This window comes from Kribbella sp. NPDC055071, from assembly GCF_053608045.1.
Map to the genome: position 1 here is coordinate 192,501 of NZ_JBSGUS010000003.1, position 17,629 is coordinate 210,129.

Below are 17,629 nucleotides of genomic sequence, written 5' to 3' on the forward strand. Positions count from 1 at the left end.
GCGGCGACTCTGCCAGGGTTCTGGGTCAGGCGACCTGAGGGTTGCGGAGGTCGGTCGAGAAGAACTTGCCGTTGCTGGCGGGGGAGGTGACGAAGGAGCGACCGGTGAAGGTGAAGGCCGGGTTGGTGCGGTAGAGGTCCTCGACCTGCTGCGTCGCGGTCTCATCTCCGTTGTCGGAGGCAACTAAGAGGCGGGCGACGGTGTCGGTGAGATCGAGGTCGGCGCCGTCGACGGTGTCGGACATCGAACCCCAGTTGTCCCAGAGGAGGAGCTCGTCGCCGTGCAGGTGGGCGAGCTGGAGGTGGACGTAGTTGCGGATCAGCCACTCGCCGCGGATGGTCGGGAGGCCGGGGTCGACGCCGTACGTGTCGGCGTCGAGTTCGCCGGCGCGGACACCGAGCCAGACCTCGGCGGCCGACACGAACGGGCCGCGCGGCATGTCCTCGGTGGTGAACGGGTGGTTGCCGGCCGGGTCGAGTTGCGGGTCGAGCATGACCCAGCGATCGCCGTTCCAGTACTCCGCGACCACGTGGTCGACGTTGAACCCCTCGGCGAAGTAGACGGCGAACCCGATCCGGCTGCGGGCCGGGATCCCCTTGTGGCGCAGCATCGAGACGAACATCAGCGTGAAGTCGCGGCAGCAGCCGACCACGTGGTCGAACGGCTCCCGCGGTACGGCGAGCGCCGTACCGTTGCGCCGCTGATCCGTCTCGAGCATCGTCGACACCCAGCGGTTGTCGATCTCGGCCAACCGCTCACCGGTGAAGGTGATCCCGCCGCCGCGGTAGTGGATCAGCAGGTTGCGGACGACCGCGCCGATCGCGGACGGGTCGTCCGGCAGCGCGTCGAAGAGCTGCGCGTGCGCGCCCGGGTCGCTGAACTGGGTGTGAACTGCGTAGTCCATCAAGCTTTCCTCTCCAGAGTTACAGGTACGGCGATGTCGACGGCCGGCTCGTCGCGCGGCAGCAGATTGCAGTCGGGGCGATAGATCTCACGGGACGGCCCGGTCTCCGGCACCCCGGCGGCGCGGACCCAGTCGACGACCAGGTCGTACGCGAGCATGATCCGCGGATACGCGCACTCGTCCATCGTGATCGTGCAGTACGCCTCCTGATGCGCCGGCTCGACCCGGATCGCGATCGGGCCGGACGGATCGACCAGCCCGGTGAAGGGCACGCAGACCTCGACCGTCGCCTCCGCCTCGGGCGTCACCGCGCCGTGGTAGATCACCCACGATTCGCCGGTCAGCGTCGCACCCGCCTCGAACAGGTGCTCGCGGAGCTGGTACGTCGAGGACACGATCACGCCGACGAGCAACTGCTGGTTGGTGTCGGCGCGGATCGAGGCGATCTTGGTGGCCGGCACGTCCCGGGTCAGTACGGGTCGTGGCGCGAGTCCCGGCGTACCGGATCGGGAGAGGCGGTCGCGCAGGTATTGCAGCGTCGAGCGGCGGGCCTCCGTGGTCGCCTCCTGGGCGGCCCACCAGCGGTCGAGGCGGATCAAGCCGTCCTCATCGGAGCCCGCGAGTACCTCGGCGATGGTCGTCAGCGGCATGTCCAGTTGGCGCAGCACGCTGATCCGGCGGGCGCGTTCGAGCTGGCTGACGGAGTACTGGCGGTAGCCGGTGACCGGATCGACGCGGGCCGGGGCGAGGAGCCCGGAGACGTCGTACAGGCGGAGTGCCTTGTGGGAGAGCCCGGCCCGGCGGCCGAACTCGCTGATCGTCAACTGGCTGTCGGTGTCGTGTCCCCCACTCATGGATGTCAGTGAACACCCTGCCCCTGGGGCAGAGGGAAGTTTTGCGGCAGGGGTTGTGTTAGAGACGGTAACGATATATCGTTAGTGTCATCAAGACTATCTAGGAGGATATTATGAACACCCCCGATGAACGAGAAGGCCGCCGACGCGGCCATCATCATCACCCCCGCCGCGGTGGACCGCGGATGGGCGAAGGCATGCCGATGCACGGCGGCCATGACCAACCTGGCGAACGCGGTGAATTCCGTGGCCGCGGTGGTCGTGGTCCCGGCCGTGGCTCAGGCCGTGGGCGAGCCCCGCGCGGTGATGTCCGAACGGCCGTCCTGATGTTGCTTGCCGAGGAGCCGATGCACGGCTACCAACTGATGCAGGCCATCGCCGACCGTAGCGGCGGGCGCTGGACCCCCAGCCCCGGCGCGATCTACCCGACCATCAACCAACTGGAAGACGAGGGCCTGGTCACCGTGACCGCGGAGGCCGGCCGCAAGCTCGTCACCCTGACCGACGCCGGCCGCGAGTACGTCGAGAGCCGTCGCGAGACGTCGACCGATCCGTTCGCCGCGTTCGCGAACACTGAGCCCGCGACCGACCTGCGTGGACTGCTCGAGGAGCTGCACTCAGCCACTCGACAGGTCGCCCGCAGTGGATCGGAAGAGCAGCGCACTGCCGCCGCCAAGATCCTGGCCGACGCGCGCCGCGCGCTGTACCTGCTGCTTGCCGACGGTCCCCAGACCCCGGAAGCCTAAGCAGGCTTGAGGATGCCGCTCGGTAGGGCGGCGAGCAAGGCATCCGCATGGCGGCGGTAGCCGAGGTTGTTCGGATGAAAGCTGTCTGGCGCGAGCATGCCGCGCCACGGCGGCCGGGCGTGGCGAGAGACCTCGGCCACGGGCAGGCCGCGTGAAGTCGCGGTCGTGCTGATCCACTCGTTGATGCCGGCCACATACGGACTGGCGACGCCGCCGATGCGCCAGAAACCGTCCGGGACGGTCAGGTCCATCATCACCGCCGAAGACGGCAGTCGCTCGATCACCTCACGGAGGTGGTCGCGGAACCGCTTCGGCGGCGTACTGAGGATGTCGTTGCTGCCAATGCCGCACGTCACCAGTGCGGGCTGCAGGCCATCGGCCAAGGGGAGCTGATCCGCCAGCACATGCTTGGTCTGCGCACCGGAGCGGGACAGGTTGAGCACTCGCCACGGGCTGCCGGTACGACGAAGTGCGTTGAGCACCTGACCGACATACCCATGTAGTGGTGACGAGGCGCCGAGTCCTTGCGCGGTCGAGTCGCCGAGCACGACCCACAACGGTCCCTCCGCGGCCAGGGCCTGCTCGTTCTGCCAGGACCAGAACTCGGCGTACGTCCGCGCCTGGACATCGACGTACGCGACACCGTCACACCCACCGCCGGATGGCCAGCCGGGAACTCGCCCGCTCTGCCTCACCCCAGCGCATGACCGCCTGGTGCAACGCGCCGATCGGCGTAGTCGTACGCTCCCGAGCCACTCGGCGCAGTGCAAACATCGGTCCCCCCGGAGATGAACAGACGGTGACCAAAGAGAGTACCCGAGGAAATCAAACTCAGCAGGCGATGTTGGTGCATTGCGGGCGGCTGCCGTTGTGGACGGCCCGGTTCCCGCCGCCGTCGGTGACACCTGGGACCGTCTCGATCCCCAGGTTGTGGTTGTAGCCGGCGACGTTCCGGGTCACCGTGGTCGAAGGTGCGTCGACGTGGATGCCGTCCGTCCCGTTGTGGTTGGCGATGTTGCGCTCGATGACGGTCGCGGTCGCAGAGCGGTCGACGAAGATCCCGTCGTACTGCTTGCTGTTGACAGTGTTGCGGGAGATGAGGTTGCCCTCCGGGGAGGTCGTTGCGTCGAGGGTCGCCACGAAGATGGCCGGCCCGCGGCCGCCGGTCACGGTGTTCCGGTCCAGCTGGTTGCGATCGGCGCCGTCGAGGACGATCCCGAATCCGCCCGTGTCGGGGGAGCCGAACGATCCCGTGCCGGTGACGACATTGCGGCTGACCACGTTGTCTGCTGCTTCTTGGAGGACGATGCCATCGCCGTTGTCGGCCAAGCGATTGTCGACCAGTCGATTGTCCGTGGCGCCCTCGCCGAGGTCGAGCGCAGACCCAGCCTGGTGGGTCAGAGCGTTTCCTCGAACACTGTTGTGGTGGGAGCTGCCGAAGATGGCGATTCCTTGGTCGTTGCCGTCGACTGCGTTGCGTTCGACCGCGCTGTCATCGAGGGAAGCCAGCACGATGCCGAAACCGGAGCTTCCTGAGACGGCGTTCCTCTCGATCACGCTGTCGGTGGACTCCACCACGATGATCCCGGCGTCGCTGGTGTCCGCAACGACCAGCCGACCGAGACGGTTGCGGGCTGCATGTTGCGCGACGAACACGCCGGCTGCGAACTGACGGATCTTTCCGCCGACGATCGTCACGTCGTCGTGGCCGTCGAGATTGGCCACCCCGATGTCGCAGGGTCCGTCGTCGCCGCAGTCGGCCGGTACGCCGTTCCCGTCGATGGTGTGGCCGTTGAGATTGAGCGTGATGTGATCGGCGCCGATGGCGAGGCCGATGCCCGGGCAGCTGACGAGGTCGGCGTGCAGGGTGGTATCGGTGGTGATCGTGTCGCCGCAGTGGAGCGTCGCCTTCGCTGGTGCCGCACCGGCGGGTGCAGCCAGGGCGATCGGCGTAGTCGCGAGCACCACCGCCAGGGCGGTCGTCGCCGCGAGTGCCCGTGAGCCTTCTCTTGTATGTGACATCGGTTCGCTCCCTAGCCTCGGTGCCTGGAATTCTTGGCGCTTGCGGTCGAAGCTAGGTGCCACGGCGCAGATGCGAATCGGGGTGATCTCTCGACCGGTGTGCGGGTTCTCCCTGAGAACCTCCGTCCTGGGATCAGTGCGCGTCTGGATTCGCCGGACCGATTGCGTCGGTAGCTTCGACCACGGGGAGAGGGGCTGTCGATGAAGCTGGTGAGCAAGGCCGGCCTGGCGCTGGTAGTGGTCGCTGCCGTCGTCGGCTGTGGTGGACCGGTCGACAAGGCGGGTGGGAGCCGGTCTCCAGCTCCGGTCACGCTGACGATGGCCGCCTCGGCGCTCGAGGAGATCCCGCCGTTCGTCGACGAGGTCGGCCGGGTCTCCGGCAACTCCATCCGTCTGGACGTCGTCGACGGGCGGTCGACCGGACTGTCCGAGGCCGCGATGATCCGATCGGTCGAGTCGGGCGAGGTCGACCTCGCTGTCGTTCCGGCCCGGGCGTGGCACGCCCGCGGAATCAAGGACTTCGACGCTCTGATCGCGCCGATGGCACTGGACAGCCTCACCGTCGAGCAGCAGGTCTTGGCCAGTGATGTGACCACGGACATGCTCGCTTCGGTCAACTCGATCGGGCTTGTCGGAATCGGCATCCTGCCAGGACCGCTGCGCAAACCCGTGGGGATCACGCGCAAACTGCTGGGCCCCGCGGACTTCCGCGGCCTGCGCATCGGCTTCTCGGAGTCGGACGTGGGAGCTCGCGCCTTGCAAACCCTCGGCGCCACGCCGGTGCCGTCCGGATTCGCCGGTACGTCGCTCGCCGGGATGGACGGCCTGGAGCAGCAGGTCACGAGTGTCCAGAGCAACCTGTACGACGGCATGGCGACGACGATCACGGACAACGTCACCCTCTGGGTCCGGCCGCTCATTGTCGTTGCCAATGGCAAGAAGCTCGCAGCGCTGGATGCTGCCCAGGTGGATACGCTGCGCAGGGCCGCGCAAGCGGCGGTTCGGAGCACGGCCGACCTGCAGCAGAAGCTGGAGACCGACTCCGCGGCCGTGCTGTGTCGACGCGGCAAACTCCAGTTCGTCAACGCGAGCGCGGCGCAGCTCCACCAGTTCCACGAAGCCTTCGCGCCGGTCTACTCCTGGCTGCGGCAGGACACCAGGACTCGGTCCTATCTCGAACGGATCGAAAGCCTCCGGGCGCAACTGCCGGCCGCATCGACGAGCGACGCCCAGCCCTGTGCGGGATCCGAGCCGCCGGCCGCCACCGCCGCGAGCAAGTTGGACGGGGTGTATCGGACGAGCTTCACGAAAGCGGAGCTGGCCGCCTCGCCGCTCCTCTACGACCAGGGTGAGGTCAATGACGACAACTGGGGCAACCTCACTCTGACCATCAAGGAGGGCCGGGTCACGCTGAGCAGGCGGGACGGCGGCTTGGACACCGGCACGTGCGTCGTCCGAGCGGATACGGTCCTGCTCACCTTCGGCACTACCGGGGAGACGTTCGGATTCCGTTGGAACCTCTACCGGGACACGCTCACCTTGCGCCGCGACGAGTCGCTCGGGCCGGGGCCGACGCCGTTCCTGGTCAAGCCGTGGCGGCGGGTCGGCTGACCGGCGAACAGGGCATCCGCGCCGTCAGTCGAGTGCCGGCCGCCGGGGGACTGTCGACCAAGAAGGTTCCGCCGACCGCGGCGACCCGGTCGGCCAGGCCACGAAGACCCGAGCCGCGAGTCGGGTCGGCCCCACCCACACCGTTGTCGGTGACGTCGACGATCAGCTCGCCCTCGTCCACCCGGACGACGATCGAGGTCGCGGTGGCCTGCGCGTACTTGCCGATGTTGGCCAGCGCCTCGGAGCACACGAAGTAGGCCGTCGCCTCGACAGCGGGTGTCACCCGGACGGGATGGACCCGGACCTGTACGGGCGTCGAGCAACTGCCTGCCAGGTCGGGCAATGCCGCGGCAAGCCCCGATTCGGTCAGGAGCCGGGGATGGATGCCGTGGGCAAACTCCCGAAGAAGGACCTGGGACGCATCGAGGTGCGCTCTCAGGTCGCCCTGGTCGTCGGCTGTGATCAATTCGGCGACCTCCGACAACCGGCGGATCGCGCCCTTCTGCAGCAGCCTCTCCAGCCGCCGTCGTTCGGCATCGGCAGCCTCGACGATGCGATGACGTGCTGCCTCGACGTCGCCGACGCGGGCCCGGACCTCCGCTTGCAGGCGGACGTTCGTGACCGCCATCCGAGCGAGCGCCACCACCGATTCGACCAGGACGGGATCGTCGAGCACCGCGGCATCGTGGACGAGTACTCCGATGCGCTGACCGTCGGACACCAGCTCGGTCAGCACGCGCGTCGGGTCGCCGCGCGCCAGATCAACCGGGCGGCCCGCTTCGTCGACGTAGCCCTGTGTGTCCGGCAGCCAATACCCGAGCACCAGCGACGGATCACCGAGTGCCTGCCCCAGCTTGTCGGCCAGTACGCCGGTCTGCTCCACCTCACCGAGATCGACAACGAGCCCCGTGATGGCCGCGTGGTCTCGGCGGAGACCCCGGAACATGAGCAGGCCTGAGGCTCCGACCGCCACCTCGTAGGCCCAAAGCGCTGCAGTGTCGGCCGGAGCGCCGATCAACCGGGCGGCTGCGCCCAGGCCGAGCACCAGGATGATGGCCAGTGTCGCGACGACGGCCGGCACCCGGACCCGCCGCGCTGCCTGGGGCTGCCTGAAGTGGCCGACCAGAGCGGTCGCGATGACCAGGACGGCCAGCGCCAGCGTGATGGCGTCGTTTCTCCCCAGGGGATAGACGAGTGCGTCGACGTACGCGATGACGATGACGACTCGTTCGAGCCGCCTGCTTGGCCAGCCGCGTGGATAGCTGAGGAGAAGGTGAACAAGCGGTCCCCGGTGCAGGAACAGCGCGGGACCGCCGAGATCTCCGGCGAACCAGGTGGCGGCGGTGGCGATCATGAGTAGCCCGACGGCTCGTGCGCGGGTCGCCCAGGCAGCGACGCCGACACCGGCAAACGTCGTACCGACGATGGCGTCCGCGACGGTGAGGCCGACGTCCTGCACAGCTCAGCCGACCAGCGCTGCTACTGCGGCCCCCGACAGCTCCGCCTTGGCGATGAAGCCGCGCGCCCTGCTGTCGGCGAGGCGCCGACGGTACGACGAGCTGTCGCGGCTGGAGACGAGCACCACGGCCGGTCCGTCCGGATCCTCGGCAAGCCGGCGAGCGACCTCGAATCCGTCCAGGTCGGGTAGCTGGATGTCGAGCAGGACCAGGGTCGGTCGCAACCGGCGGCAGGCCTCGAGCGCGGAGCGTCCGTCGCCTGCCTCACCCACGACCTCGAAGCCCTCGGCCGTCAGCAGCGCACGGGCGACCGAACGGAAAGGTGCGTGATCGTCGACGATCAGAACCCGCTCGGCCATGCGTCGATCGTTGCACAGCTTCGAGCCCGTGGAGTCAGGGCTGACCCTCGATCCGGGAGCGAATTCAGCCGGTCCGGAGAGCCGCCAGAACAGCGAGAACCCGGCGGTGATCGCCGGCCGTGTCGGGCAGCCCGAGCTTGACGAAGATGTGGCTGATATGTGATTCGACGGTCTTCAGGCTGAGCTGCAGTACCTGGCTGATGCCTTGGTTGGACCGCCCTTCGCCCATCAGCGCGAGAACCTCGCGCTCCCGACCGGTCAGCTGGTCGAGGGCCGTGGGTGCACGCCGTCGGGCCAGCAGGCGGGACACGATCGTCGGGTCGAGCACGCATTCGCGTTCCGCGATCCGATGCAGGCTGTCCACCAGTACGGCGATATCGGAGACCCGATCCTTGAGCAGGTAGCCGACCCGCTCCGGCTGTCGTTCGAACAGGCGCATCGCGTACCGCGACTCGAGGTAGTGCGACAGCACCAGCACCCCGACCGACGGATGCCGCTCGCGGATGGTCAGGGCCGCGACGAGACCTTCGTCGGTGTGCGTCGGCGGCATCTTGATGTCGACGATCGCGACGTCGGGATGGGCCAGCCCGACCTGACGCAACAGTGTGGGCGCGTCGCCGGCAGTGCCGACGACCTCGACGCCGACCTCGCCGAGGAGCCGGGTCAGGCCTTCTCGCAGCAGGACCTCGTCATCTGCCACTACGACGCGCACGGTACCTCCGCATGGATCCGGGTGCCGCCGGTGCCCAGGCGCTCGACCACCAGTTGCCCGGACAGCGTATCGACGCGATCCTCGAGGTCGGTCAGATCCTGGGGCGGCTGCGCGTCCGTCTCGATGTCGACGACGAGGCGACCGTCCAGCTGCGCCGCATGGACGGTCGCCAGCCGGCTCTGGTAGCTGCGGTTCAAGGTCTCCGCGACGACGAAGTACGCGGCCGACTCGACCGGGGAAGCGAATCGGCCGTCCGGGAGCGACCCGAGAGTGATCCGGATCGGGTGCGCTTCCGCCAAGGTCTCGAGAGCCGCCGCCAGGCCTTCGTCGGCCAGCGCGTTCGGATAGAGCCCGTGGGCGATCTCGCGGAGATCGTCCAGCGCGGCCCTCACCTGTGCCTCCGCTTCGTGGAGTCGCTGAGAATCACCGTCGGATCGTAGGGCCATCAGCCTGAGCGACAGCGCCAGCGAGATCAGTCGCTGCTGGGCGCCGTCGTGCAGGTCGCGTTCCAGCCGGCGCCGTTCGGCGTCACCGGCCTCGATGATCCGCGCACTCGACGACCGCAGATCCTCCAGTTGTGCGGCCGCCTCCGCCTGGAGCCGTTCGTGGTCGAGGGCAAGGCGAGCGGCACCGGCGATCTCACTGGCCAGGTGCGGATCGTCCAGCAGGCCAGGGCGATGGGTCACGACCGCGACCGTCTCGTCGCGGCGCACCAGCCGGGTCTCGGACTGCCCGTCACCGGTCACCGCGGGTCGGCCCCGGCCGTCGACCAACCGCCCGTCGGTCAGCTCGTACAGGACCCGTAGCGACGGATCCCCGAGCAAGCCGGCGAGCGCGTCGCGGAGGCCGCCGGGCGGTGGTGAGCCGGCGACTTCCACCACCAGCCGGGCGACCGCCGTACGGGCTCGTCGCGCGCGCACTCCTTCGGCAGCGACACCGAGGACCATCGCGATGAGCGTCGCGCCTTGCCCGAACCAGAGCGCCCGATCCATGGGGTCGTTGCCGAGGAATCCGCGCTCGGACGAACGCAGACACCACCCTGCGATCAGGATCAGGTAGGCCGTACCCGGGATGACGACCGGCGCGATGGTCCGGCGCCGAGCGACTGTCGATCGGACCAGTTGCACCACGGCCGATGCCGCAGCCGCCAAAGCTCCGATGGCGACGAGCCAGAGGCCGAAACGGGTCACGGTCCCCGCAGCCGAGGTGGCATGCACGAGCAGGAGATTGCGGGGGCACGCTGCACACCCCACGGCGGCCGGATCGGTCAGCAGGGCGGGCACCACACCGAGCCCAATGAACGCGCCCACGAACAGGATTGCCACGGCCAGTGCACCTACCGCGGAGAAACGGACAGTCCGGTACGAGAGGACGGCGTACGCCACCAGTGGTAGGCAGCCGGCGTACGCGACCAGTCCGATCGTGAACACGATCGGCGAGCCCGCTGCTGGGTTGTTCCATTCGAGCAGGAACCACGCGAATCCCGCCGCTGTGAGCGCCGGGCCGAAGACCGCGCGCGGCTGACGGTGGGCCGCGGCCAAACCCGCGCCGACAAGCCCCCAGCCGACCAGCGCCTCGACAACTCCCCCTGTCCACGAACCGCCACTGAACGAGTACTCGGGCGCCTGCTGCACCACTACGAGCGTGACCACCCCGCACGCCAGTCCGGCGAGCAAGAACACGGTCCGGACGGTCGCGATCCGAGCCACGGCGGAGACCATGCCCGTCATGGTCGCAGAAGGTGGATCAGAGTGCGCGCAGGAGCACCAAGCATCGGGGGGCGAGGGGGACGGTTGCGCCGGCTTCGACCTCGGTGACCATGCTGTAGCTGGTGTCCAGGACGACCTCGTACGCCGGGGCCCAGGACGGATCCGGTACGACGACCTGTCGGGTCTCGGCCGTTGCGTTCAGCGCGAGCAGGAACGAGCTGTCGGTCAATGCGTTGCCCTCGGCATCGGTCGCCCGCAGTGCGTCACCCGCCAGGAACATGCCGATCGTCCGCAGGTTGCCGTCGTACCAATCGGCGTCCGTCATCTCGCCGCCGTGCGGCGCGATCCAGGACAGGTCCTTGCGACCGCCCGGAACGACGGGCCCACCGGAGAAGTAGTGCCACTGTCGCAAGACGGGGTGTGCGGCGCGCAATGCGAGCAGTTGTTTGGTCAGATCGAGGTGTTCGGACCACTCCGCCGGCAGAGTCCAGTCGAACCAGGACAGCTCGTTGTCCTGGCAGTACGGGTTGTTGTTGCCGGCCTGCGTCCGTCCGCACTCGTCGCCGGCCGTGATCATCGGTACGCCGGTCGACAGGATCAGCGTGGACATCAGATTCGCCATCTGACGCTTGCGCAAGGCAATCACGCCCGGGTCGTCGGTTTCACCCTCGACACCGCAGTTCCAGGACCGGTTGTCGTTCGTACCGTCGCGGTTGTCCTCGAGGTTCGCCTCGTTGTGTTTGTGGTTGTAGCTGACCAGGTCCCGCAGGGTGAACCCGTCGTGCGCGGTGACGAAGTTGATCGATGCGTACGGGTAGCGGCCGTCATCGCCGTACAGGTCGCTGGAACCGGAGAGCCGGTACGCGAGGTCCTTCACGCCGTCGGAGGTGTTCCGCCAGATGTCGCGGACGCTGTCCCGGAAGATGCCGTTCCACTCCGACCACGGTGTGCCGAAATTGCCGACCTGGTAGCCGAACGGGCCGACGTCCCACGGCTCGGCGATCAGCTTGACCCGGCCCAGTACCGGATCGGCGGCGACCTCGGCGAGGAACGGGTGGTCGGCCGTGTCGACCTCGTGCCGCTCGTTGCGGATCAGCGTCACGGCCAGGTCGAATCTGAATCCGTCGACGCCCATCTCCTCGACCCAGTACCGCAGCGAGTCCATCACCAGCCGCCGTACCTGCGGGTGTGAGGTGTCGACCGAGTTGCCCGTGCCGGTCACGTCGTACATCGTGCCGCCGTGGGTGAGCCGGTAGTACGCCCGGTTGTGGATGCCGCGGAAGCTCAGCGTCGGGCCGTCGAATCCACCTTCGGCAGTGTGGTTGTAGACCACGTCCAGGATCACTTCGATGCCCGCGGCATGGAACGCGGCGACCATCGCCTTGAACTCGTGCACCTGCTCACCGCAGGAGCCGGCCGACGAGTACGGCGCATGCGGGGCGAAGAACCCGAGGGTGTTGTAACCCCAGTAGTTCGGCAGGCCGCGGGCCGCGATCGCGGGCTCGGTCAGGAAGTGGTGGATCGGCAGCAACTCGACCGACGTCACGCCGAGCTCGATCAGATAGTTGATCACGGACGGGTGTGACAGGCCGGCGTACGTCCCGCGCTGATGCTCGGGTACGTCGGGATGCAGCTTGGTGAAACCCTTGGTGTGCAGCTCGTAGATGACCGTTTCACCCCAGTGCACCGGCCTGCTGATCGGCTGTGGGGGATCGGAGTCGGCGACCACGACGCCGACGGGCACATGGCCGGCGGAGTCGTCGTCGGAGGAGTCGTAGATCAGCGGACTGGAGAAGTCCAGTGAGCCGTCGATCGCCCGCGCGTACGGATCCAGCAGGAGCTTGGACGGGTTGAAACGCAGTCCGTTGGACGGGTCGAAGGGGCCGTGCACGCGGTACCCGTACCGCTGGCCCGCCCCGATGCCAGCGACGAATCCGGTCCAGAACTCACCGGTCTGCGCCAGATCGACGTTTCGTTGGCTGCCGTCGTCGGCGACGAGCGCGAGCTCGACACGGTCGGCCGAGGGAGCCCACAGCGTGAACGCCGTCCCGTCGGTCTGGACCACTGCCCCCAGCCGCGGCTGGGCCTCGGGTGGCTGGCCGAGAGCACTCGGGGCGGCGGTCGCGTCGGTCACCGGCACATTCTGCACAAGACCTCTCGAACCGTCGCGGGGGCGGGGGAAGTTCACGATATCAATGGTGGATGTGTTCATGAGACGGTGCTTGCGAACGACTCTGCGCAATGATACGCAAGAACCGTTACTAATTTACCGGGACTGAGGGGCCTCATGTCGCAACAGTTGGCCGGTCTGACCGTCGGTCTGATCGGCGCGGGCAACATCGCACATCTTCATGTCGGCGCGTGGAAGGCACTCGGTGCCCGCGTCCTGGTGCACTCCGTCGAGGGAGCCGAGCAGCTGGCCGAGCAGTACGACCTCGAGGTCGCGAGCTCGCTGGACGCCTGCCTGGCCGAGGCCGAGTTCGCCGACATCGTGACGCCGTCCGCGACGCACAAGGAAGTCACGCTGGCCGCGATCAAGGCCGGCCGGGACGTCATCTGCGAGAAGCCACTCACCCTGACCGCCGCCGACTCGCACGAGGTGATCGCTGCCGCCACGGCGGCCGGTGTCCGCGTGTATCCGGCGCATGTCGTCCGCTTCTTTCCCGCGTACGCGACCGCCCACGCCGCGGTCGTGGACGGCCGGATCGGCGACGTTGCGGTGGCGCGCTTCTATCGCCAGGCGGCGTCGCCCGCAGGCAGTTGGTACGGCGATGTGGCCCGGTCCGGCGGCGTGATCATGGACCTGATGGTGCACGACCTCGACCAGGCCCGGTGGATCTCGGGTGATGTCGTGAGCGTGTACGCCGTACAGAACCCGCCGACCGTGGACGGGACCAGCCCGCTCGTCGTCGCGGCGCACGTGACGCTGACCCACGCCTCTGGCGCGATCAGCCATTGCCGGGCCACTTGGGCAGCGTCCGGTTCGCACTTCGTGACCGGCTACAACATCGCCGGATCGGGCGGAGTCCTGAAGTACAGCTCCGACTCGGTCACCGGCTACAGCGAAGAGTTGCAGAACGGCGCGGCCGCGGCCGACCTGATGATTCCCGCGAACACCCTGGGCGAGAGCCCGTACCTGACCCAGTTGCGTGAGCTCGCCGTTGCCCTGCGCGGCGGACCCGAGCCGCGCGTCAGCGCCCTGGACGGCGCGAACGCGGTGTACCTCGCCGAGGCCGCGCGCGCGTCGATGGAGACCGGCCAGGCGATCGACATGAAGACCTTCGACCCGAGCGGAGCGGCGGCATGACTCTCAAGGTTGGCATCGCGTCGTTCGCGCACATGCACGCGATGTCGTACGCCTGGCTGCTCAACCAGTTGCCGGACGTCGAGGTCCTCGCGGCCGACCCGGACGGCGCCGACGCTCCCGACGAAGGCCCACGCGGTGCGGAGTTCGCCAAGAAACTGAACCTGCCGTACGTCGACACGTACGACGAACTGTTCGCCTGGGGACCGGATGCGGTCGTCGTGACGAGCGAGAATGCGCTGCACCGCAACCTGGTCGAGCGGGCCGCCGCGGTTGGTGCCCACGTGCTCTGCGAGAAGCCGCTGGCGACCGAGGTCGCCGATGGTGAGGCGATGCTCGCTGCGTGCGAGGCGTCGGGGTCGATCCTGATGGTGGCGTATCCGGTGCGGTTCTCGCCGCAGTACCTGCGGTTGCGCGCATCCGTCGAGGCGGGGCTGCTCGGGGACGTGTTCGCCGTGCTCGGGACGAACAACGGGATGATGCCGTTCGGGTCGCGGAAGTGGTTCACGGACGCGAAGCTGGCCGGTGGTGGTGCGCTGGTCGACCACACCGTGCACTGCGCGGACCTCATCGACGGGTTGACCGGCGGCGCGTCGCCGACCCGCGTGTACGCCGCCGCGAACCGAATCCTGCAGCAGGACAAGGGCGTCGACGTCGAGACCGGGGGACTGGTCACGATCAACTACGACAACGGGCTGCTGGCAACGATCGACTGCTCGTGGAGCGTGCCGGACAACGGCCCGACCTGGGGTGGCGTGACGCTGCAGGTCACCGGGACCAACGGCTCGGTCGAGATCGAGCCCTTCGGCCCGCACATCGGCGGCACCGACGCCAAGGGCGAGGTGTACCTGTCGATCATCGACAACTACGACGCGACCATGCTCAACACCTTCCTCAAGGCGGTCCGCGCATCCGGCCCGGCCCAGCCCGGCCAACCCCCCACCACCATCCCCCAACCAGACGGCGCCGTAGGCCTGCGAACCCTCCGCATCGTCGACGCAGCCCGCCGCTCGGCCACCACGGGCCAACCGGTGAACCTCTAGCCCCAGCACCAGCGGGTTGACTTGGTCCGGTACGGTTCCCGGGAATGTGACCCGCTGGTAAGGAGCGTGGAATGGGCGAGTTCGTGAACCTCACCGTCAGCGACGGGGTCGGCACGATTCGGCTGGACCGGCCGAAGCTGAACGCGCTGAACATCCAGGTCCAGGAGGAGATCCGCGTCGCCGCCGTCGAGGCGGGTGCGAACGACGACGTCCGGGCGGTCGTGATCTACGGCGGCGAGCGCGTCTTCGCCGCCGGCGCGGACATCAAGGAGATGGCGGACATGTCGTACGCCGACATGGTCAAGCGCTCCGGCCCACTGCAGGCCTCGCTGTCCGCGGTTGCCGCGATCCCCAAGCCCACGGTCGCCGCGGTCACCGGGTACGCGCTCGGTGGCGGCTGTGAGCTCGCCCTCTGCGCCGACTACCGGATCGCGGCCGACGACGCCAAGCTCGGCCAGCCCGAGGTCCTGCTCGGCATCATCCCGGGCGCCGGCGGCACCCAGCGGTTGTCCCGCCTGGTCGGCCCGTCGAAGGCCAAGGACATCATCTTCACCGGCCGCTTCGTCGACGCGACCGAGTCGCTCGCGATCGGTCTGGTCGACAAGGTCGTCCCGGCCGCCGAGGTGTACGACGCGGCCGTTGCCTGGGCCAAGCAGTTCTCCCACGCCGCAGCCCTCGCACTCCGCGCGGCCAAGCAGTCGATCGACTCCGGCCTCGGCGTGGACCTGACCACCGGCCTGGAGATCGAGCGCCAGCAGTTCGCCGGCCTGTTCGCCACCGAGGACCGCACGATCGGGATGAAGTCCTTCGTCGAGAACGGGCCCGGAAAAGCCGAATTCAAGGGAATCTGATGACGACCTCTGCCGAGAAGCCCGCCGCGACCGCCGAAGAGGTCGAGGCGGCCTGGAACGACAACAAGCTCGCTCAGGTGCTCTACCACGACTGGGAAGCGTCGACGTACGACGAGAAGTGGTCGATCTCGTACGACGAACGCTGCGTGACCTACGCCCGGGACCGCTTCACCGCGATCGCCGGCACCGACGGCTGGCCGTACGGCAAGTCGCTCGAGATCGGCGCCGGCACCGGCTTCTTCACCCTGAACCTCAAGCTGGCCGGAGTCCTCGACGAGGCCCACGTCACCGATCTCTCGCCCGGCATGGTCGAGGCGGCCAAGAAGAACGCGAAGACCCTCGGGTTCGCGGTCGAGGGCCGGGTCGCGGACGCCGAGAAACTCCCGTACGACGACAACTCCTTCGACCTCGTCATCGGGCACGCCGTCATCCACCACATCCCGGACGTCGAGCTCGCCTTCCGCGAGATGCTGCGCGTGCTCAAGCCCGGCGGCCGCTTCGTCATCTGCGGCGAACCGACCCGGTACGGCGACTTCGTGGCGCGACGCCTGTCCCGCTTCACCTGGTGGGCGACCACCAACGTCACCAAGCTGCCCGCGTTGACCGACTGGCGTCGCCCGCAGGCCGAGCTGGACGAGTCGTCGCGCGCGGCCGCGTTGGAAGCGGTCGTCGACCTGCACACGTTCGACCCGGACACGCTGGCCCGGATGGCTTCGCGGGCCGGGGCTTCCGACGTACGGACTGTCACCGAGGAGCTGTTGGCGGCGTGGGTCGGGTGGCCGATCCGGACGTTCGAGGCGGCGGTTCCGGAGCAGAAGCTCGGGTTCGGGTGGCGGATGTTCGCGTATAAGTCGTGGCTGCAGCTGTCGAAGGTGGACAAGGTGCTGTCGAATGTTGTGCCCGACGAGCTGTACTACAACGTCTCGATTACTGGAGTGGCCCCGGGGCGGGGAAGGAATTCAGAGCAGTAGGGTGACGCAATGCGGTTGTTGACCGCGGCGAATCTTGGCTGGGTGGTGCGCCATCGGGCCTGGACGCCGTACTACTTGAAGCGCTACTGGCGGTTCGCCTGGTTCAAGTTGCGCCACCGGCAGGTGATCACCGAGGGATTCGTGTTCCTGGGCAAGCACCTCGAGATCGTGGCGCGGCCCGGCCACGGCCGGATCGTGCTGGGCAAGTGGGTGCACCTCGGTGACGAGACCCGGCTGCGTGCGCACGAGGGCACATTGCGGATCGGCGACAAGGTCGTGTTCGCCCGGGACGTGACCGTGAACTGTTATCTGGACATCGAGATCGGCGCGTCCACGTTGATCGCCGACTGGACCTACATCTGCGACTTCGACCACAAGACCGACGATCTGGATCTGCCGATCAAGGACCAGGGCCTGGTCAAGACGCCGGTCCGGATCGGCCCGGACTGCTGGCTGGCCACGAAGGTGACCGTCACCCGCGGCACCGATATCGGCCGCGGCGTGGTGATCGGCGCCAACAGTGTTGCCCGTGGCAACATTCCTGCGTACGCCGTCGCCGCTGGAGTTCCCGCTGTCGTCGTCGCCGATCGGACCACGCGCTACGCCGCCGGTGCGGCCCGCCGCCGGTACCTGGCCGGGCTGGCCGAGGCCAACGACCGGATCGCCGAACGGCTCCGGACCGGGGCTCCGCCGGAGGCGGGTGCGAAAGAGGATCTCGGTGAGGGGTTCTCAAGTTACTCACCGGTCGGGCACTATGGCCCGCACGAGGCGTCAGACGTCCCTCACGATCGGTTGACGGCCGGAAAGGAGACCCGCCATGGCTGATCAGGCCGGGCTGGATCCCCCTGCCGCGCCCTCTGGCGCGCCCTCGGGTGGGCCGTCGCTGCTGGACCAGGCGGCGGCCGACGACTCGATCACGCGAGCCCGGATCCGCGCCGTCGACCCGGTTCCGATCGTGACGGAACCCCAGGGCGCTACGTTGGAACCAGTGCTTGAAACAAACGATCCGGATATGGGCGTGAATCGCAAGGTGGACTCAGAGGTACAGACGCAGACAGCAGCTGCGGACGGCGCGCCGGCATCAAC

At 68.1% G+C, this 17,629-nt stretch carries 17 protein-coding genes; 8 read left to right on the top strand and 9 right to left on the bottom strand.

What is annotated here, in order from left to right; translation table 11 throughout:
- Window positions 1-25: 25 nt before the first annotated feature.
- Both ACWF4Z_RS07535 and ACWF4Z_RS07540 read right to left on the bottom strand, forming a co-directional pair.
- Window positions 26-904: a transglutaminase domain-containing protein gene (locus ACWF4Z_RS07535; protein ID WP_452242132.1), complete on the bottom strand. Its 879-nt coding sequence runs from the start codon at window positions 902-904 to the stop codon at window positions 26-28.
- The gene (locus tag ACWF4Z_RS07540; protein WP_452242133.1) at window positions 904-1,758 is read right to left on the bottom strand and encodes a MerR family transcriptional regulator; all 855 of its coding nucleotides are present in this window, start codon (window positions 1,756-1,758) and stop codon (window positions 904-906) included. The genes ACWF4Z_RS07535 and ACWF4Z_RS07540 overlap by 1 nt, the downstream gene beginning before the upstream one ends.
- A 126-nt stretch (window positions 1,759-1,884) precedes the next feature.
- Between ACWF4Z_RS07540 and ACWF4Z_RS07545 the strand changes: the two genes are divergently transcribed.
- Window positions 1,885-2,085 (top strand): hypothetical protein, encoded by a 201-nt coding sequence (locus ACWF4Z_RS07545; RefSeq protein WP_452242134.1) that lies wholly within the window; start codon window positions 1,885-1,887, stop codon window positions 2,083-2,085.
- On the top strand, window positions 2,085-2,504 hold the full coding sequence (locus tag ACWF4Z_RS07550) for a PadR family transcriptional regulator (protein ID WP_452242135.1): 420 nt from the start codon (window positions 2,085-2,087) through the stop codon (window positions 2,502-2,504). The genes ACWF4Z_RS07545 and ACWF4Z_RS07550 overlap by 1 nt, the downstream gene beginning before the upstream one ends.
- Here the strand turns inward: ACWF4Z_RS07550 and ACWF4Z_RS07555 are convergent.
- Window positions 2,501-3,199: an SGNH/GDSL hydrolase family protein gene (locus ACWF4Z_RS07555; protein ID WP_452242136.1), complete on the bottom strand. Its 699-nt coding sequence runs from the start codon at window positions 3,197-3,199 to the stop codon at window positions 2,501-2,503. The genes ACWF4Z_RS07550 and ACWF4Z_RS07555 overlap by 4 nt on opposite strands.
- 136 nt (window positions 3,200-3,335) lie before the next feature.
- A complete protein-coding gene (locus tag ACWF4Z_RS07560; RefSeq protein WP_452242137.1) occupies window positions 3,336-4,526 on the bottom strand; it encodes a right-handed parallel beta-helix repeat-containing protein in 1,191 nt (396 codons plus the stop codon).
- A gap of 201 nt (window positions 4,527-4,727) precedes the next feature.
- On the opposite strand from ACWF4Z_RS07560, the gene ACWF4Z_RS07565 reads away from it, so the two are divergent.
- Window positions 4,728-6,137 (top strand): TRAP transporter substrate-binding protein, encoded by a 1,410-nt coding sequence (locus ACWF4Z_RS07565; protein WP_452242138.1) that lies wholly within the window; start codon window positions 4,728-4,730, stop codon window positions 6,135-6,137.
- Here ACWF4Z_RS07565 and ACWF4Z_RS07570 read toward each other — a convergent pair.
- The 5 genes from ACWF4Z_RS07570 to glgX all read right to left on the bottom strand — a co-directional run bounded on the left by ACWF4Z_RS07570 (window position 6,112) and on the right by glgX (window position 12,508).
- Window positions 6,112-7,596: a sensor histidine kinase gene (locus ACWF4Z_RS07570; protein WP_452242139.1), complete on the bottom strand. Its 1,485-nt coding sequence runs from the start codon at window positions 7,594-7,596 to the stop codon at window positions 6,112-6,114. The two genes, ACWF4Z_RS07565 and ACWF4Z_RS07570, sit on opposite strands and share 26 nt — an antisense overlap.
- Window positions 7,597-7,599: 3 nt before the next feature.
- Entirely contained in the window at window positions 7,600-7,953 is a 354-nt protein-coding gene (locus ACWF4Z_RS07575; protein ID WP_452242140.1) for a LytR/AlgR family response regulator transcription factor, read from the bottom strand.
- Window positions 7,954-8,017: 64 nt separating this feature from the next.
- Entirely contained in the window at window positions 8,018-8,665 is a 648-nt protein-coding gene (locus ACWF4Z_RS07580; protein WP_452242141.1) for a LuxR C-terminal-related transcriptional regulator, read from the bottom strand.
- Window positions 8,653-10,395, bottom strand: a complete 1,743-nt coding sequence (locus tag ACWF4Z_RS07585) for a sensor histidine kinase (protein WP_452242142.1) — start codon at window positions 10,393-10,395, stop codon at window positions 8,653-8,655. The genes ACWF4Z_RS07580 and ACWF4Z_RS07585 overlap by 13 nt, the downstream gene beginning before the upstream one ends.
- Before the next feature lie 16 nt (window positions 10,396-10,411).
- Window positions 10,412-12,508: a glycogen debranching protein GlgX gene (glgX, locus tag ACWF4Z_RS07590; protein ID WP_452242143.1), complete on the bottom strand. Its 2,097-nt coding sequence runs from the start codon at window positions 12,506-12,508 to the stop codon at window positions 10,412-10,414.
- A gap of 153 nt (window positions 12,509-12,661) precedes the next feature.
- Here glgX and ACWF4Z_RS07595 point away from each other — a divergent pair, with 153 nt between their 5' ends.
- The 5 genes from ACWF4Z_RS07595 to ACWF4Z_RS07615 all read left to right on the top strand — a co-directional run bounded on the left by ACWF4Z_RS07595 (window position 12,662) and on the right by ACWF4Z_RS07615 (window position 17,368).
- Window positions 12,662-13,681, top strand: a complete 1,020-nt coding sequence (locus ACWF4Z_RS07595) for a Gfo/Idh/MocA family protein (RefSeq protein ID WP_452242144.1) — start codon at window positions 12,662-12,664, stop codon at window positions 13,679-13,681.
- Window positions 13,678-14,721, top strand: coding sequence for a Gfo/Idh/MocA family protein (locus tag ACWF4Z_RS07600; RefSeq protein WP_452242145.1), 1,044 nt, complete (start codon window positions 13,678-13,680; stop codon window positions 14,719-14,721). The genes ACWF4Z_RS07595 and ACWF4Z_RS07600 overlap by 4 nt, the downstream gene beginning before the upstream one ends.
- Before the next feature lie 71 nt (window positions 14,722-14,792).
- Complete coding sequence (locus ACWF4Z_RS07605; RefSeq protein ID WP_452242146.1) at window positions 14,793-15,572, top strand: enoyl-CoA hydratase/isomerase family protein; 780 nt, start codon at window positions 14,793-14,795, stop codon at window positions 15,570-15,572.
- On the top strand, window positions 15,572-16,543 hold the full coding sequence (locus ACWF4Z_RS07610; RefSeq protein ID WP_452242147.1) for a class I SAM-dependent methyltransferase: 972 nt from the start codon (window positions 15,572-15,574) through the stop codon (window positions 16,541-16,543). The genes ACWF4Z_RS07605 and ACWF4Z_RS07610 overlap by 1 nt, the downstream gene beginning before the upstream one ends.
- A gap of 9 nt (window positions 16,544-16,552) precedes the next feature.
- Complete coding sequence (locus ACWF4Z_RS07615) at window positions 16,553-17,368, top strand: acyltransferase (protein ID WP_452242148.1); 816 nt, start codon at window positions 16,553-16,555, stop codon at window positions 17,366-17,368.
- Window positions 17,369-17,629 lie beyond the last annotated feature (261 nt).

What these genes read in the sequence shown, in the direction of transcription:
- ACWF4Z_RS07535 (WP_452242132.1), bottom strand. Translation starts at nt 904, where the DNA reads ATGGACTACGCAGTTCACACCCAGTTCAGCGACCCGGGCGCGCACGCG.
- ACWF4Z_RS07540 (WP_452242133.1), bottom strand. Translation starts at nt 1,758, where the DNA reads ATGAGTGGGGGACACGACACCGACAGCCAGTTGACGATCAGCGAGTTC.
- ACWF4Z_RS07545 (WP_452242134.1), top strand. Translation starts at nt 1,885, where the DNA reads ATGAACGAGAAGGCCGCCGACGCGGCCATCATCATCACCCCCGCCGCG.
- ACWF4Z_RS07550 (WP_452242135.1), top strand. Translation starts at nt 2,085, where the DNA reads ATGTTGCTTGCCGAGGAGCCGATGCACGGCTACCAACTGATGCAGGCC.
- ACWF4Z_RS07560 (WP_452242137.1), bottom strand. Translation starts at nt 4,526, where the DNA reads ATGTCACATACAAGAGAAGGCTCACGGGCACTCGCGGCGACGACCGCC.
- ACWF4Z_RS07565 (WP_452242138.1), top strand. Translation starts at nt 4,728, where the DNA reads ATGAAGCTGGTGAGCAAGGCCGGCCTGGCGCTGGTAGTGGTCGCTGCC.
- ACWF4Z_RS07575 (WP_452242140.1), bottom strand. Translation starts at nt 7,953, where the DNA reads ATGGCCGAGCGGGTTCTGATCGTCGACGATCACGCACCTTTCCGTTCG.
- ACWF4Z_RS07585 (WP_452242142.1), bottom strand. Translation starts at nt 10,395, where the DNA reads ATGACGGGCATGGTCTCCGCCGTGGCTCGGATCGCGACCGTCCGGACC.
- ACWF4Z_RS07595 (WP_452242144.1), top strand. Translation starts at nt 12,662, where the DNA reads ATGTCGCAACAGTTGGCCGGTCTGACCGTCGGTCTGATCGGCGCGGGC.
- ACWF4Z_RS07600 (WP_452242145.1), top strand. Translation starts at nt 13,678, where the DNA reads ATGACTCTCAAGGTTGGCATCGCGTCGTTCGCGCACATGCACGCGATG.
- ACWF4Z_RS07605 (WP_452242146.1), top strand. Translation starts at nt 14,793, where the DNA reads ATGGGCGAGTTCGTGAACCTCACCGTCAGCGACGGGGTCGGCACGATT.
- ACWF4Z_RS07610 (WP_452242147.1), top strand. Translation starts at nt 15,572, where the DNA reads ATGACGACCTCTGCCGAGAAGCCCGCCGCGACCGCCGAAGAGGTCGAG.
- ACWF4Z_RS07615 (WP_452242148.1), top strand. Translation starts at nt 16,553, where the DNA reads ATGCGGTTGTTGACCGCGGCGAATCTTGGCTGGGTGGTGCGCCATCGG.